The sequence below is a fragment of the Haloplanus sp. C73 genome, from assembly GCF_051195115.1.
Classification (GTDB): domain Archaea; phylum Halobacteriota; class Halobacteria; order Halobacteriales; family Haloferacaceae; genus Haloplanus.
The window spans coordinates 693,086-706,721 of record NZ_JBNTJZ010000001.1; the positions used below are offsets into that span (position 1 = coordinate 693,086).

Annotated in this window: 18 protein-coding genes; 11 read left to right on the forward strand and 7 right to left on the reverse strand. The window is 67.1% G+C overall.

What is annotated here, in order from left to right:
- The first annotated feature begins 78 nt into the window (after positions 1-78).
- Both ACQUSQ_RS03700 and ACQUSQ_RS03705 read left to right on the forward strand, forming a co-directional pair.
- Positions 79-1,179, forward strand: coding sequence for an aminopeptidase P family protein (locus ACQUSQ_RS03700; protein ID WP_435067146.1), 1,101 nt, complete (start codon positions 79-81; stop codon positions 1,177-1,179).
- An 89-nt stretch (positions 1,180-1,268) separates the two neighbouring features.
- Positions 1,269-2,081 (forward strand): ZIP family metal transporter, encoded by an 813-nt coding sequence (locus ACQUSQ_RS03705; protein WP_435067147.1) that lies wholly within the window; start codon positions 1,269-1,271, stop codon positions 2,079-2,081.
- Here the strand turns inward: ACQUSQ_RS03705 and ACQUSQ_RS03710 are convergent.
- Together ACQUSQ_RS03710 and ACQUSQ_RS03715 are read right to left on the reverse strand one after the other, a co-directional pair.
- Positions 2,078-2,362: a DUF7545 family protein gene (locus tag ACQUSQ_RS03710; RefSeq protein WP_435067148.1), complete on the reverse strand. Its 285-nt coding sequence runs from the start codon at positions 2,360-2,362 to the stop codon at positions 2,078-2,080. The genes ACQUSQ_RS03705 and ACQUSQ_RS03710 overlap by 4 nt on opposite strands.
- A gap of 45 nt (positions 2,363-2,407) precedes the next feature.
- Complete coding sequence (locus tag ACQUSQ_RS03715) at positions 2,408-3,484, reverse strand: NAD(P)/FAD-dependent oxidoreductase (RefSeq protein WP_435067149.1); 1,077 nt, start codon at positions 3,482-3,484, stop codon at positions 2,408-2,410.
- 80 nt (positions 3,485-3,564) lie between these two features.
- Here ACQUSQ_RS03715 and ACQUSQ_RS03720 point away from each other — a divergent pair, with 80 nt between their 5' ends.
- Positions 3,565-3,849, forward strand: a complete 285-nt coding sequence (locus ACQUSQ_RS03720) for a DUF357 domain-containing protein (RefSeq protein ID WP_435067150.1) — start codon at positions 3,565-3,567, stop codon at positions 3,847-3,849.
- Positions 3,850-3,887: 38 nt separating this feature from the next.
- On the opposite strand, the gene ACQUSQ_RS03725 is transcribed toward ACQUSQ_RS03720, so the two are convergent.
- On the reverse strand, positions 3,888-4,352 hold the full coding sequence (locus tag ACQUSQ_RS03725) for a DUF6789 family protein (RefSeq protein ID WP_435067151.1): 465 nt from the start codon (positions 4,350-4,352) through the stop codon (positions 3,888-3,890).
- 118 nt (positions 4,353-4,470) lie between these two features.
- On the opposite strand from ACQUSQ_RS03725, the gene ACQUSQ_RS03730 reads away from it, so the two are divergent.
- The gene (locus ACQUSQ_RS03730) at positions 4,471-4,830 is read left to right on the forward strand and encodes a winged helix-turn-helix transcriptional regulator (RefSeq protein ID WP_435067152.1); all 360 of its coding nucleotides are present in this window, start codon (positions 4,471-4,473) and stop codon (positions 4,828-4,830) included.
- Between the two features lie 16 nt (positions 4,831-4,846).
- Here the strand turns inward: ACQUSQ_RS03730 and cysS are convergent, their stop codons facing one another.
- The gene (gene cysS, locus ACQUSQ_RS03735) at positions 4,847-6,328 is read right to left on the reverse strand and encodes a cysteine--tRNA ligase (protein ID WP_435067153.1); all 1,482 of its coding nucleotides are present in this window, start codon (positions 6,326-6,328) and stop codon (positions 4,847-4,849) included.
- A 45-nt stretch (positions 6,329-6,373) separates the two neighbouring features.
- Complete coding sequence (locus ACQUSQ_RS03740; RefSeq protein ID WP_435067154.1) at positions 6,374-6,871, reverse strand: DUF7523 family protein; 498 nt, start codon at positions 6,869-6,871, stop codon at positions 6,374-6,376.
- A gap of 226 nt (positions 6,872-7,097) precedes the next feature.
- On the opposite strand from ACQUSQ_RS03740, the gene proC reads away from it, so the two are divergent.
- The 3 genes from proC to ACQUSQ_RS03755 are packed head-to-tail and all read left to right on the forward strand — an operon-like array spanning position 7,098 to position 10,042.
- Positions 7,098-7,874, forward strand: a complete 777-nt coding sequence (gene proC, locus ACQUSQ_RS03745) for a pyrroline-5-carboxylate reductase (RefSeq protein WP_435067155.1) — start codon at positions 7,098-7,100, stop codon at positions 7,872-7,874.
- A complete protein-coding gene (gene proB / locus ACQUSQ_RS03750) occupies positions 7,867-8,712 on the forward strand; it encodes a glutamate 5-kinase (RefSeq protein WP_435067156.1) in 846 nt (281 codons plus the stop codon). Before proC ends, proB begins: the two co-directional genes overlap by 8 nt.
- Positions 8,705-10,042: a glutamate-5-semialdehyde dehydrogenase gene (locus ACQUSQ_RS03755; protein WP_435067157.1), complete on the forward strand. Its 1,338-nt coding sequence runs from the start codon at positions 8,705-8,707 to the stop codon at positions 10,040-10,042. The genes proB and ACQUSQ_RS03755 overlap by 8 nt, the downstream gene beginning before the upstream one ends.
- A 6-nt stretch (positions 10,043-10,048) precedes the next feature.
- Here the strand turns inward: ACQUSQ_RS03755 and ACQUSQ_RS03760 are convergent, their stop codons facing one another.
- Positions 10,049-10,468, reverse strand: coding sequence for an Hsp20/alpha crystallin family protein (locus ACQUSQ_RS03760; RefSeq protein ID WP_435067158.1), 420 nt, complete (start codon positions 10,466-10,468; stop codon positions 10,049-10,051).
- Between the two features lie 114 nt (positions 10,469-10,582).
- Between ACQUSQ_RS03760 and ACQUSQ_RS03765 the strand changes: the two genes are divergently transcribed.
- From ACQUSQ_RS03765 to ACQUSQ_RS03780, 4 genes are all read left to right on the forward strand, one after another.
- Positions 10,583-11,341, forward strand: coding sequence for a DUF2267 domain-containing protein (locus tag ACQUSQ_RS03765; RefSeq protein ID WP_435067159.1), 759 nt, complete (start codon positions 10,583-10,585; stop codon positions 11,339-11,341).
- Positions 11,342-11,405: 64 nt separating this feature from the next.
- Positions 11,406-11,768: a hypothetical protein gene (locus tag ACQUSQ_RS03770; RefSeq protein WP_435067160.1), complete on the forward strand. Its 363-nt coding sequence runs from the start codon at positions 11,406-11,408 to the stop codon at positions 11,766-11,768.
- A 66-nt stretch (positions 11,769-11,834) separates the two neighbouring features.
- The gene (locus ACQUSQ_RS03775) at positions 11,835-12,467 is read left to right on the forward strand and encodes an HAD family hydrolase (RefSeq protein ID WP_435067161.1); all 633 of its coding nucleotides are present in this window, start codon (positions 11,835-11,837) and stop codon (positions 12,465-12,467) included.
- 50 nt (positions 12,468-12,517) lie between these two features.
- Positions 12,518-13,159, forward strand: a complete 642-nt coding sequence (locus ACQUSQ_RS03780; RefSeq protein ID WP_435067162.1) for a dienelactone hydrolase family protein — start codon at positions 12,518-12,520, stop codon at positions 13,157-13,159.
- Positions 13,160-13,168: 9 nt separating this feature from the next.
- On the opposite strand, the gene ACQUSQ_RS03785 is transcribed toward ACQUSQ_RS03780, so the two are convergent.
- On the reverse strand, positions 13,169-13,591 hold the full coding sequence (locus tag ACQUSQ_RS03785) for a CBS domain-containing protein (protein WP_435067163.1): 423 nt from the start codon (positions 13,589-13,591) through the stop codon (positions 13,169-13,171).
- Positions 13,592-13,636: the final 45 nt, after the last annotated feature.

Below are 13,636 nucleotides of genomic sequence, written 5' to 3' on the forward strand. Positions count from 1 at the left end.
TCGTCACACGCATATGACAAAAATAGCTGTGGTCACGTCCGCGACGGGCCTTTACCTGCGGGCGCGTACGGACGCACAATGACGCCGTTCGAACGCCGGACGCGACGGGCGCAGGAACGCCTCCGCGACGCCGGCGCCGACGCTCTCGTCTGTGCGCCGGGCCGGGACTGCCAGTATCTCTCGGCCGTCGAGAGCGAGCAGAGCGACCGCCTGCAACTGCTGGTCGTCCCCGCCGAGGGCGACCCGACGTTCGTCGTGCCGACGCTCGAAGCCGACTCGATTCGCGAGGCGACGTGGGTCGACGACGTCCGGTCGTGGGACGACGACACCGGGCCGGGACCGGTGCTCGACGCCCTGCTCTCGGCGCTCTCGCCGTCGCGACTTCTCCTCTCGGAACGGTTGTGGGCGCGCTTTGTCCTCGACATCCGAGAGCGGTGTCCGGCGGCGGACCTCGGCCTCGCGAGCGACGTCCTCGCGCCGCTTCGGATGCGGAAAGACGAACGGGAGCGAGCGGCGCTCCGCGCGGCCGGCGAGGCGGCCGACGCGGCGATGCGAGACGTGCGAGCGCTGGGTGCCGACGCCGTCGGAAAATCAGAATCGGACCTCGCGGCGTTCGTCGCGGAGCGACTCGACGCTCACGGCGGGTCGGGAACCGCCTTCGACACCATCGTCGCCTCGGGCCCGAACGGCGCCGACCCGCATCACTCGACCGGGGACCGAGTGATTGGAGCCGGCGACCCCGTCGTCCTCGATTTCGGGACGCGAGTCGACGGCTACGTGAGCGACCAGACGCGGACCGTCGTCTTCGACGGCGACCCCGACCCGGAGTTCGAAGCGGTCCACGACGTGGTTCGGGCGGCACAGGCGGCGGGCGTCGCCGCCGTCGAACCCGGCGCGACGACGGACGCCGTCGACCGGGCGGCGCGCGAGGTCATCGAGGGGGCGGGCTACGGCGACCGGTTCGTCCACCGGACGGGCCACGGCGTCGGCCTCGACGTTCACGAGGCGCCGTCGGTCGTGGCGGGCGACGGCACGACGCTCGAACCGGGGGTGGCAATCAGCGTCGAACCGGGCGTGTACCTGCCCGACCGCTTCGGCGTCCGCATCGAGGACGTGGTCCTCGTGACCGACGACGGCGCGACGCGGCTCAACCGGACCGACCGCGGCTGGCGATGCTAGCGTCAGGACGGTGCCGCTCGGGTTTAGGCCGACCAAATATATCGAAAATATGATAATACTTAACCGCGTTCGCGGCGTCGAATCGGCCGATGGCGTTGCTCGAAAACGTCGTGTTCGTCTTCGCCGCCGGGCTGGTGACGGCGCTCGCGACGGGGTTGGGGGCGATTCCCTTCTTCCTCGTCGCCGACGTGAGCGACCGCTGGAACGTGGCGCTGTGGGGACTGGCGTCGGGTATCATGGTGTCGGCGTCGATTTTCGGCCTCATCTTCGAGGGACTGTCGGCGGCCGACACGCCGCTCGAAATCGTCCCCGGCCTCGTCGCGGGCGTCGTCCTCGTCGTCGTCGCTCACGAGGTTATCGACGACTACGAGATGGACCCGAAGGAGTACGAGGAAGCCGACTTTCAGAAATTACTGCTCATCCTCGGGGTGTTGACCGTCCACAGTTTCCCCGAGGGCGTCGCGGTGGGCGTCGCCTTCGCCGACCTCGGGTTGGAGGCGGCCGCCGATAGCTCGATTGCCATTCTCGGACTGGCGGTGCCCCTACTGGCCGTGTTCATGACCCTCGCTATCTCGATTCACAACGTCCCCGAGGGCGTCGCCATCTCGATTCCGCTCCGGACGCTCGGCGTCTCCGAGTGGAAGATGGTCTGGTGGGCCGTCTTCTCCAGCCTTCCCCAACCCATCGGCGCGGTCATCGCCTTCCTGTTCGTCCGGTTCGCCCGCGAGTTCCTCCCCGTCGGCTTCGGCTTCGCCGCCGGGGCGATGATTTATCTCGTCGTCACGGAGTTCATCCCCGAGGCACTCACCATCGGGAAAGGGTTGCCGGGGGACGGACGGCGCGAACTCGTCGCCGGCGTCGTCGCCGGCGTCGCCGCGATGGTGCCGCTCCTGTTCCTTTAGTGGTCGTGGCCCGTCGCCTCGCCGAAGGTCATGCCGAAGCGCTCCTCGAAGAGTTCCTCGGCCTTCTCGTTGATTTCGGTGAGGTCGGCCGGCGCCTCACCCTCGGCGTGGTGGACGATGGCGTGAGAGCGCTGGACAAAGGAGAGTAGCGCGATTTCGGTGACGACTGTCGTCGGCGACTCGCCCTGTTCGGCGAGGGCGTCGACGAGGCCCTCGGGCAGTTCGAGTTCGTCGGTTTCGCCGTCCGGTCCTTCGATAGTGTACGTCTCGGTATCGACCATGCCCCCCACTCGGGGCGCCCGGTATAAGGGCGTGTGGGAAACGACCTAGTCGTCGCTCTCGGCCGCGGCGGGTTCCTCCGCCTCGGCGGCGGCGCGTTCTCGCTCCAAGTCTTCGAGGTAGCCGTCGGCGTCGATGGCGGCCTTACAGCCCATGCCGCCCGCGGTGATGGCCTGCTGGTAGTGGTAGTCGACGACGTCGCCCGCGCCGAACAGGCCGGGGACGCCCGTCGCAGTCTGGCGCGCGCCGTCGCCGCCCGCGGTTTCGAGATAGCCGTCCTCGTCCATCTCGACGTCGAGGCCTTCGAGATACGCCGTGTTCGGCGTGTGGCCGATGGCGTAGAACACCGCGCCGGCGTCGAAGTCGAACTCCTCGGTGTCGGGGTCGTCGAGTTTGTCGGTCGGATGCCCCTCGGGGTGGTGGACCATCGTCGCGTGGTCGACACCCTCCTCCTGCGTGCCGTGGAGTTCCGTGACCTCCGTGTTCAGTTTGAGTTCGATGTCGCCGTCGTCGACGTGTTCCATCACGCGGTCAATCCAGTAGTCCTCGGCCCGGAACTCGTCGCGCCGGTGGACGAGATAGACTGTCGAAGCGAACTTCGTGAGGAAGACGGCCTCCTCACAGGCGGCGTCGCCCCCGCCGACGACGACGATTTTCTCGTCGCGGAAGAACGCGCCGTCACAGGTCGCACACGTCGACAGGCCGTAGCCCATCAGTTCGTCTTCGCCGGGGATGCCGAGAGTGCGCGCACTGGCGCCCGAAGCGGCGATGAAGGCGTCCGAAGTGTAGGTGTCGCCATTGGTCAGCGTGACGTGGAAGGTGCGGCCCGGCCCGGCGCCGTCCTCGACGTCGACGGATTCGATGACGCCGTTCTCGATGTCGGCGCCGAACTTCCGCGCCTGCTCTTTCATGTTGGTGACCAGTTCGGGGCCGCTGATTCCCTCGGGGAAGCCGGGGAAGTTGTCCACATCGGTCGTCAGCGTCAACTGGCCGCCGGGTTCGTCGCCCTCGAACACCAGCGGGTCGTTGTTCGACCGGCCGGCGTAGATGGCGGCCGTAAGCCCCGATATTCCGCTCCCTGCGATGATGAGACGCCGGTGGTCGGCGCCGTCGCTCTCGCTCATACCGGTGGTAGGGGGGAGAGACCCATTTACCTTGTGTTGTCGGCTGAACCTTCTTGCCGCGGGCGCCCCCACCACCGTCCATGCCCGCCGACCTCATCGAGAAGACCGACCGCTACGAACGGATGCTCGCCGACGCCCTCGACGCCGCGGAGGTTCGCCCGCCCGACGACACCCCCCTCGGCGTCGCCGCCGCCGAGTGCCGGGAGATGGCGCAGTCGTATCTCGACGACGGCCGTCACTTCCGCGACGCCGACGACCCCGTGAACGCCCTCGCCTCGTTCTCCTACGGCTACGGGTGGCTCGACGCCGGCGTCCGGATGGGTCTCTTTTCGGTGCCGGAGGAGACGGAGCTGTTCACGACGTAGCCCCGTCCCGCTCGATTCGTCGACTGCGCGGTTCGGGATTAGTTCGACGCGCTGGAGACGCTCCGGGAGCGGCCTCGCGTCTCGCGACCGAGTGCCCATCCGAGAGTGCCGCCGTACACCAGGTGCAGACCGAGCGTCGCGACGGCGATTTTCGGGGTGAGCGCCGTCCCGAAGACGCCCCACCCGAGGAGGGGTAGCACCACGACGCCCATGCCGAACCAGAGCAAGACGCCGAAGCCGAGTCCGTTCCGAAGGGACGCGGGGCGGTCGAGTCGGGCGAACACGACGCCGAAGACACCGCCGTAGAGCAGATGGGCGGCGAGCGCGAGTCCCATCCGGAGCGGTTTGGGAGCGTCCCCGAGCACGAGACTTACGAGTGCCTCCGGAATCGGTCGCGGCATCGGAGCAACTCCGGTGACGACGCCGGCGACCATCGGTATCGACATCACGAGCGTCGCAACGATTCCCCACGCGAAACCGGTCTGGATGCGAGTATCAGTCACGTCCGTTCCGTAGTTCGCCGTTGATATATCTCTAATCTAATGTGAAACTAAGTCGGTTAGGTATTACAACCAGCTTATCTATGACAACCACTTTGTGTTCCCGGTTCGACGGGCGAACATGGCCAGTAGCGACTGCCTGGCAGAGTGGTGCCGCGACGAGGACTGGTGTACCATCACCTGCACGGCAGAGATTATCGGGAAGAAGTGGCATCCAGTCATAGTGCATCGACTCCTCGTGAACGAGGCGCTCGGGTTCAACGCGCTCGAAGAGGCAGTCGGTGGCATCTCCAGTAACGTCCTCTCGAACAGTCTCGACGACCTCGAAGCGAACGGGCTGGTGAACCGCGAGATAGTCAGCGAGAAACCGTTTCGGGTCGAATACTCGCTCACCGACCCCGGCGAAGACCTCGCCCCGCTCATCGAAGCGATGGGAGAATGGGGCGAAAAGCACGCCAGGCCCCCCGGAGGCGAGACGTGAGAGAGAAGCGTCGCCGTCAGTACCGGTAGCTCGGCCCGTCGTCGCTGTCCTCGACGTCGACACCGATGGCTTCGAGTTCGTCGCGAAGGTCGTCCGCTCGCTCGTAGTTGCCCGCCTCGCGTTCGGCCTCGCGCACGTCGAGGACGAGTTCGATGAGATCGTCGGCGAGGTTGGCCTCGCCCCCGTCGGCGTCACCGAACTGGAGGCCCAAGACGTCGCCGCCGAGGTCCTCGAACGTCTCGATAGCGCGACGAAGCCCCACGTAGTCGTACTGGTCGCTCCCGTCGACGTGGCGGTTGACCGCCGTCGCGAGTTCGAGCAGTGCCGCCGTCGCCTCGCGCACCCCGAAATCGTCGTTCATCGCGGCGGCGAACTCCTCGCGCGTCGACTCGACCGCCGAGCGAAGCGCCTCGTCCTCGACTTTCGTCCGGGCGTCGACGCCGTCACAGGCCTCGACCGCCGCCTCGTAGGCGCGTTCGAGCCGTTCCCAGCGCTCCTCGGCCTCCGTCATCGCCGCCGCGCTGTAGGTCTGTTTCGACCCGTAGTTGGTCGAGAGATAGAAGGTGCGGATGACGTTCGGGCCGAACTCCGCCAGCGCGTCGGCGACGTAGAAGTAGTTGCCGAGGCTGGAACTCATCTTCTCGCCCGCGGTTTCGAGCAGGCCCGTGTGGAGCCAGTAGCGGGCGAACTGCTCGCCCGTCGCCGCCTCGCTCTGGGCGATTTCGTTCTCGTGGTGAGGGAAGACCAAATCGTGGCCCCCGACGTGGATATCGATGGTGTCGTCGAGGTGGGTCGTGCTCATCGCCGAGCATTCGATGTGCCAGCCCGGCCGCCCCTCGCCCCACGGCGACTCCCACGTCTCGCCGGTCGGCGGGTGGTCACCGAGCGGGCGGTCGTCTTTGCGGTGTTCGGCCACGTCCGCGGGCGAGACGCCGCCGGCTTTCCAGAGCGCGAAGTCGGCGGGGTTGCGCTTCTCCGAGCGCTCGGTCGGGTCGCCTTGAGTCTCCATCTCGTCGAGTTGCTGGTTCGAGAGTTTGCCGTAGTCCTCGAACTCGGTCACGTCGAAGTAGACGGAGCCGCCGGCCTCGTAGGCGTAGCCGCGGTCGAGCAGCGTCTCGACGAGGTCGATAATCTCGGGGATGTGCTCGGAGACGCGGGGGTACACCGTCGCTCGCTTCAGGTTCAGCCCGCGCATGTCCGAGAGGACGGAGCCGATAAAGCCCTCGGCCACGTCGAGTTCCGAGTCGCCGAGGTCGTCCTCGCCGACGCGAGCGACGATTTTCTCGTTCACGTCGGTGAAGTTCTCGACGTGGCGCACGTCGTAGCCGAGGTGGTCGAGCCACCGGTGCATCACGTCGGCGTGCGTCCACACGCGGGCGTGCCCGAGATGGGCGTCGTCCGAGACCGTCAGCCCACAGACGTACAGCAGGACTTCCTCGCCCGCCGGCTCGAACTCCTCGTGGTCGCCCGTCAGCGTGTTGGTCACGGACAGCGTCATGCCAGAGTCGTTCCGCGCCGAGGCATTAATATCTGAAGAAACGCGTCAGGCGGCGTCGGGCACCGACTCCAGTGCCGCCTCGACGACGCGGAGCGCCCGCCCACCGGTTTGCACCACGACCAACAGGTGGTCGTCGGCAACGCCCGCCGCCACGACGTCGATGTCGGCGGCGCTGAGCCGGTCCAGAACGGTCGCCAGCGCCTCCCCGTCGACGTCGCCGACGGCGAGGAGCGCGGTGGCCGACCCCGCGTCGGCGTAGAGGTGGTGGTCGCCGAGCGAGAACAGGGGGTCGGCGTCGGCGTCGTCGCCACCGAACCCGACGCCTCGTTCGACGGTCACGCGGGCGTCGCGGCTGGTCGTCGCGAGTTCGGGCAGGTCGTCCGCGAACCGGCGGAGCGCGGCGGCGACGGCGTCGTCGGACGCCGCGTCGTCGACGTCGAGCGTCGCCGCGGCGGCGCGGTAGTTGACGACGCCGGCCCGGAGCGCATCGAGCAGGAACGGCCGCTCGCGGACGGCCTCGCGTGTCGCTTCGGTGATGGACATACCCGCCGACTGCGGCCGGTCGCGGCATAAACGACCCGACTCCGAACGTATCAGGATGCGTACAGAAATGTGATTCGGACTACAGTTATGTCGGTCGAGAGTCTGAGCCCACACGCGGCGGGCGACGCCCTCCCCTCCGTCCCCGCGGCGCTTCTTCACACCGAGCAGCGACGGCACCGGAGAATCAAAGTCTGTTTATCGGGGTCGCCGCGTACATGGGGTACGAATGACTGACGTCAGCGTTATCGGATGCGGTCACATGGGGAGCGCCCTCATCAAGGGTCTCTCACGGGTCGACACGCACCGGGTGACGGCGTGTGATTTGGACACGGACATGCTCGAAGCGGTCGAGCCGTACTGTGCGCGGACGACGACGGACGTCGCGGAGGCGGCGACGGCCGACGTGGTGGTCATCGCCGTCAAACCGGCGGCCATCGAGGCGGTACTCGACGACCTCGACCTGCCCGCGTCGGCGACGCTCGTCTCCATCGCCGCGGGCGTCCCGCGGGCGTTCGTCCAGCAACACACGGACGCGGAAGTTGTGCGCGTCATGCCCAACCTCGCCGCGGAGACGGGCAACATGGCCGCCGCCGTCGCGTGGGACGAACCCAACTCGGCGGTCGCTGGCCTCCTCGACGATTTGGGCGAGTACGTCGCAATCGACGAGGAACAGATGGACGTGGCGACGGCGCTCAACGGGAGCGGCCCGGCCTTCGTCTACTACTTCATCCAGTCGATGCAGAAGGCCGCCGTGGCGGAGGGCCTCGACGCCGACGCCGCCGAGACGCTGGCCGCCCAGACGTTCAAAGGCGCCGCCGAGACGGTCCTCCGCACCGACGAGGACCTCGAATCCCTCATCGACGCCGTCTGCTCCGAGGGCGGCACGACCATCGAAGGGATGGAGGTGCTGTGGGACAGCGACGTGGAATCGGTCGTCGGCGAGACGCTGGGCGCCGCCGCGGAGCGGTCCCGGGAACTCGCCAGCGGCTTCGACGATGAGTGAGAACGAGGCGGTGACGGCGGCGGAGATAGAGCGCACCCGCCGTCTCGCCGCCGACGCCGACCGCGTCGTCGTGAAAGCCGGTACCAACTCGCTGACCGACGACGAGTCCAACCTCGACGACGCCAAACTCGACAAACTCGTCGACGACGTCGAGGACCTCCTCTCCCGGGGCAAGGAGGTCATCCTCGTCTCCTCGGGCGCCATCGGCGCCGGCATGGGCCGCGTCGAGTACCCACAGGAGACGGTCGAAGACTCGCAGGCGCTGTCGACGGTGGGCCAGAGTCATCTGATGCGGCGCTACACGGAGAGTTTCGAGCGCTACGGCCGCACGGTCGCCCAGATTCTGGTGACCGACCACGACTTGGCGGACCCCGAGCGCTTCACCAACTTCCGCAACACCATCGAGACGCTCCTCGAATGGGGCGTCGTCCCCATCGTCAACGAGAACGACGCGGTGGCGACCGAGGAGATTCGCATCGGCGACAACGACATGCTCTCGGCCTCCGTCGCCATCGGCGTCGACGTCGACTTGCTCGTGACGCTCACCGACGTCGACGCCGTCTACACCGGCAACCCGAAACGCGACGCCGACGCGGAGCCAATCGAGGCCATCGGGCGCAACTACGGCCACGTGCAGGAACTCGTCGCGGGGAGTTCGAGTCAAGGCATGGGCTTTGGCGGCATCCAGACGAAAGTCGAGGGCGCGCGCGACGCCAGCGAACACGGCATCCCCGCCATCATCGCCGGGTCGGCGGAGCCGGACGTGCTGGAACGAATCGCTACTGGGAAACCTGTGGGGACGCTATTCGTTCCCGTGAACGGTGTCATCGATGACTGAACGAGCCACGGAACGGAAGGTCGCGGAGGCACAGACGGCGGCGCTGGAGCTAGCGAAATGCGACGACGAGACGCGCAGCGCCGCGCTACACGACATCGCAGACGCCATCGAGGACGCAGAAGCGCGAATCCTCGACGCCAACGAGAACGACGTCAGCGAGGGCGAGGAGATGCTCGAAGCGGGCGAGTACAGCCGCGCGCTCGTCGACCGCCTCGAACTCTCGCCGTCGAAACTCGAGAGCATCGCGGAGATGGTCCGAAGCGTCGCGGAGCAGGACGACCCGCTCGGCCGGACGCTCTCGGCCCGCCGCCTCGACGACGGCCTCGAACTCTACAAGGTGGGCGTCCCCATCGGCGTCATCGGCACCGTCTTCGAATCCCGCCCCGACGCGCTGGTCCAGATTGCCGCGCTCAGCCTCAAATCCGGCAACGCCGTGATTCTCAAGGGCGGCAGCGAGGCCAGCCACTCGAATCGCGTCCTCTACGAACTCATCCGCGACGCGACGGCAGACCTCGACGTACCCGAGGGCTGGGCGCAACTCATCGAGGCCCGCGAGGACGTCAACACCATGCTCGACATGGACGACGAAATCGACCTCCTGATGCCCCGCGGGAGTTCCGAGTTCGTCAGTTACATCCAAGACAACACGCAGATCCCCGTCCTCGGCCACACCGAGGGCATCTGTCACGTCTACGTCGACCGCGACGCCGACCTCTCGATGGCCGAGGACGTCGCCTTCGACGCGAAAGTGCAGTACCCCGCGGTGTGTAACGCCGTCGAGACGCTCGTCGTCCACGAGTCGGTCGCCGAGGACTTCCTCCCCGAGATTGTCGAGCGCTACCGCGAGGCGGAGGTCACCCTGCGCGGCGACGCCGCGACCCGCGAGATTGTGGATATCGACCCCGCAACCGACGACGACTGGGACACGGAGTACGGCGACCTCGAACTCGCGATTACGGTCGTCGACTCCCTCGACGCCGCCATCGACCACATCAACGCCCACGGCTCGAAACACACCGAGTCCATCCTGACCGAGACGAGCGAGCGCGCGAGTACCTTCATGCGGAGCATCGACGCCGCGAGCGTCTTCCACAACGCCTCGACGCGCTTTGCCGACGGCTACCGCTACGGTCTCGGCGCCGAAGTCGGCATCAGCACGGGGAAGATTCACGCCCGCGGCCCCGTCGGCCTCGAAGGCCTCACCACCTACAAGTACTACCTCGAAGGCGACGGCCACCTCGTCGCCACCTACGCCGGCGAGAACGCGAGGCCGTATCTCCACGAGGAGTTCGAAGGCGAGTGGGTTCCCGGCCACCTCGCCGAGGAGTGAGCGGCCCTACTCGATTTGGACCCGGTGGCCGCGAGCGTCTTCCGGGGCCGCCTGAGGGAGCGTGACGGTCAACACGCCGTCTTCGTACGCGGCGGACACCTCGTCCGTATCGACATCTCCCGGCAACTGGATTGACCGCGATACCGACCGATAGGCTCGCTCGCGCAGGTGATACGTGTCCGCGTCCGGTTCACGCTCCGCCGTGTGTTCGGCCGAAATATGCACTGTTCGGTCGGTCACTCGCAGGTCGATATCCGACGAATCGAAACCGGGGAGGTCGACGACGACGACGAACTCGTCATCTGTCTCGGCGACGTCGACTGCGGCCGTCGTCGCCTCATCGCCACCGTCGAAAGGCTCCTCGTCGAATCGGTCGGCCAACTCGTCGAGCATCCGGTCGAACTGCCGGAACGGTCGTCTGCGCATCATCCCAGCGGGCGGCTCCAAGACCGAAAAATCGACATCCTAATTCTCGACTGCCGCGACGGCCGCCTAGAGTAGGCTCCGTGTTTATCTTTCGTGTCGCCGAAGTGAATAGTGATGCCCAGCTCCGACCTTCTCGGCGTGGTCCACGAGTCGGACGCGTTCGACTCCGAGGACGAGGCCACACGGACTATCGACGCGACGCTTCGAGCGCTGGCGACGAACCTCTCGCAGGGGGAGCGCCGAGATATCGCAGCCAAGCTATCGGAATCGTACGCTTCGAGCGTCCGCGACGTCGAACAGAACGAACCGACACCGCTCGACGTGTCGTCGTTCGTCGAGCGGGTGCGCACCGAAGCGGCCATCGGCCAGCCACGGGAGAAAATCCGCGTCGTCTTGGCTGGCCTGACGACCGTCATCGGCGAAGACGAACTCGCCGATGCCCGGGCGCAGTTGCCCTCGGAGTACGGCCGTCTCTTCGAACCGGCGGACCTCGAACCGGGCACGACGTTCGTCGACGCCGTCGAAGCGGCGGGCGAGTTCGACCACGATACCGCCGAAACGGCGGCTCGCGAGACGCTCGTCGCGCTCGGCCATCGCCTCACGGAGGGAGAAGCGGCGGATATCGCGCCGTATCTCCGCGGAGAGGCGTCGGGATGGCTCGCTCGGCAGGCGACACACGACGCCGAGCGCCTCACGGCGGCTGAGTTCGTCGAAACCGTCGCCCGCCGGACCGACGTGCCCGAGGACCGGGCTCGGGAGTATACGGACGCAGTCGGCGATGCGCTCGTCGAGTTCGTCCCCGAGGCGGAACGGGAGCGTGCCGAGGCGCAACTACCGGACCAGTACGCAGCAGTCCTGAACCTCGGCGAGTAGCGACGCCCGCGGGCATAAGCACGTAGGGTCGCCTTCTTTTGCCGATACGTCGGAACCAGCCCCCATGAGTGACGACGAGTTTCCGGACGGACACGAGCCGAACCAAGCGGAGCACGTCGAGGCGATTCTCGAAGCGACCGAGTGTCTCGCCGACGAGAGCCAGAAGTTCCCGGTGCGTCGGGAGGAACTCGCGACGGAGTACGCCGACCAGATGATGGACCTTCCGAACGAGACGGAGTCGCTCGGGAGCGTCTTCGACCGCCTCGTCGACCGGCGCTACGAGAGTCCGGCCGCCGCCCGCGAGGCCGTCCTGAACGAACTCACCGGCGAGGAGTTCGACATGGGCGAGTACAACGACGAACGCGCAATCGAGCAGTTGGCCGAAGACACCCACGCCGTCGGCTCGCTGGAGAACGACCGGGAGTAGGAAGCGCCCGCGGGACGAAGATAGTTGGCGGGGGGGATATCCCCACTCACGGCGTTGTGTCAGACGATGCTCCTTGCATTCGATTTCGAGGGGACGCTGGCGGCGTCGGACCCCTACATCCGACTCGGCGAACAGCACGGCACGGGCGACGAGATAGCCGCGCTCCTCGACCGGATGGCGACCGGTGACCTCGACTACGAGGAGGGACTTCGAACGGTCGCGAGCCACCTCGAAGGCTTAGAGATTGCAGATGGGAAGGCGGCGCTCGACGACCTTCGGATTCGAGACGACGCCTCGGCGCTCTTGGCGGCGTTGCACGAGAGCGACCACCACGTCGCCGTCGTGACGGACGCCCCCGAGTGGGCGGTTGCGTCGTGTCTCGACCACGTGTCCTTCGACGTCGACGACGCCATCACTACCCACCTCCCGACCGAGAAGGGGGCGCTGACGGGCGATATCGAGGGGTCGCTCCTCGAATCCGGAAAGGCCGCCGAACTGGAGCGACTGGCCACCGAGGCGGGATACTCGCTCGGCGACACCATCGCCGTCGGCGGCGACCAGCGCGACCTGCCGATGTTACAGGCGGCGGGGACGGGCGTCGGCGTCGACCCCGTCCCCGTCGTCGAACGAGAGGCCGACCTCGTCGTACCCTCGATGAGCCGGCTTCACGACCGCCTCGAAGCGCGAAACGTCGTCTGACGACCGGTTAGGGTCGTGTTTTTCCGCGCTGTCGGCCGTCGTCTCCGGCGATGAGTCAGACTCGACGGGTCGCCGAAGTCCCTATCGGCGACGAGCGTCTCGAAGGCGAACTCGTCGTGCCGGACGACGCGAGCGGGGTCGTCCTATTCGCACACGGGAGCGGGAGCAGCCGACACAGTCCGCGAAACAACGCGGTGGCGGAGCGCCTTCGCGAGGCCGGTCTCGCTACCTTCCTGTTCGACCTCCTCACCGAAGCCGAGGACCAGAATCGGCAGAACCGGTTCGACATCTCGTTGCTCACCACCCGACTCGTCGGCGCGACACACTGGGTCGAGGACCAACCGGAGACGAGTGGCCTCGATATCGGCTACTTCGGGGCGAGTACGGGCGCGGCGGCGGCACTGCGGGCGGCGGACGCCCCCGATGTCGACGCCGGTGCCGTCGTCTCCCGCGGCGGCCGGGTCGACCTCGCGAGTTCGGTGGCGCCGTCGCTCGACGTCCCCTGTCTGTTCGTCGTCGGGGGCGAGGATACGGATGTCCTCGCGCGCAACGAGTCGGTGTTCGCGGAACTCACCTGCGAGAAGCGCCTCGAAGTCGTGGAGGGCGCGGGCCACCTCTTCGAAGGGCCGGGCCAACTGGAGGAAGTCGCCACCCTCGCGGCCGAGTGGTTCGCCGACCACCTCGGGGAGTGAGGGCGGCCGCTACTCCAATCGCGGGGACTGCGCCTCGATGACGTCTTCGGCCTCGTCCAGCGCCTCCTCCACGAAGTGCAACACGTCGTCGAGCGAGACGAGGCCCGTGAGGTGGCCGTCGTCGTCGACGATGGGGGCGCGACGCACGCCCGCCTCGGATAGCGTGCGGGTCGCCTCGTACACGTCGGCGTCGGCGGACACCGTCTCGACGGCGCGAGTCATGTGGTCGTCGACGGTGTCGTGACCGGCTTCGGGGTCGTCCGCCAACGCGAGTGCCACCTCCCGGTCGGTCAGGATTCCAATCGGCAGGTCGTCTTCCTCGACGACGACGCTCCCGACGCTCTCGTCGTCCATCGTCGACGCCACGCCGGAGAGCGTCTCGGTTCGCCCTGTGGTAACGACCTCGGTCGCGGCAATATCGAGTACAGACATCGTCTGCAGTCGGAGGCTTGACTCGACAGCCCATGAATGATGTGC

Bases quoted from the DNA above. Each gene is read 5' to 3' on its own strand.
- ACQUSQ_RS03715 (WP_435067149.1), bottom strand. From the start codon at position 3,484: ATGAGCGAGAGCGACGGCGCCGACCACCGGCGTCTCATCATCGCAGGG.
- ACQUSQ_RS03760 (WP_435067158.1), bottom strand. From the start codon at position 10,468: ATGCGCAGACGACCGTTCCGGCAGTTCGACCGGATGCTCGACGAGTTG.
- ACQUSQ_RS03700 (WP_435067146.1), top strand. From the start codon at position 79: ATGACGCCGTTCGAACGCCGGACGCGACGGGCGCAGGAACGCCTCCGC.
- ACQUSQ_RS03765 (WP_435067159.1), top strand. From the start codon at position 10,583: ATGCCCAGCTCCGACCTTCTCGGCGTGGTCCACGAGTCGGACGCGTTC.
- ACQUSQ_RS03740 (WP_435067154.1), bottom strand. From the start codon at position 6,871: ATGTCCATCACCGAAGCGACACGCGAGGCCGTCCGCGAGCGGCCGTTC.
- ACQUSQ_RS03775 (WP_435067161.1), top strand. From the start codon at position 11,835: ATGCTCCTTGCATTCGATTTCGAGGGGACGCTGGCGGCGTCGGACCCC.
- proB (WP_435067156.1), top strand. From the start codon at position 7,867: ATGAGTGAGAACGAGGCGGTGACGGCGGCGGAGATAGAGCGCACCCGC.
- ACQUSQ_RS03785 (WP_435067163.1), bottom strand. From the start codon at position 13,591: ATGTCTGTACTCGATATTGCCGCGACCGAGGTCGTTACCACAGGGCGA.
- ACQUSQ_RS03755 (WP_435067157.1), top strand. From the start codon at position 8,705: ATGACTGAACGAGCCACGGAACGGAAGGTCGCGGAGGCACAGACGGCG.
- cysS (WP_435067153.1), bottom strand. From the start codon at position 6,328: ATGACGCTGTCCGTGACCAACACGCTGACGGGCGACCACGAGGAGTTC.
- ACQUSQ_RS03720 (WP_435067150.1), top strand. From the start codon at position 3,565: ATGCCCGCCGACCTCATCGAGAAGACCGACCGCTACGAACGGATGCTC.
- proC (WP_435067155.1), top strand. From the start codon at position 7,098: ATGACTGACGTCAGCGTTATCGGATGCGGTCACATGGGGAGCGCCCTC.
- ACQUSQ_RS03710 (WP_435067148.1), bottom strand. From the start codon at position 2,362: ATGGTCGATACCGAGACGTACACTATCGAAGGACCGGACGGCGAAACC.
- ACQUSQ_RS03770 (WP_435067160.1), top strand. From the start codon at position 11,406: ATGAGTGACGACGAGTTTCCGGACGGACACGAGCCGAACCAAGCGGAG.
- ACQUSQ_RS03705 (WP_435067147.1), top strand. From the start codon at position 1,269: ATGGCGTTGCTCGAAAACGTCGTGTTCGTCTTCGCCGCCGGGCTGGTG.
- ACQUSQ_RS03730 (WP_435067152.1), top strand. From the start codon at position 4,471: ATGGCCAGTAGCGACTGCCTGGCAGAGTGGTGCCGCGACGAGGACTGG.
- ACQUSQ_RS03780 (WP_435067162.1), top strand. From the start codon at position 12,518: ATGAGTCAGACTCGACGGGTCGCCGAAGTCCCTATCGGCGACGAGCGT.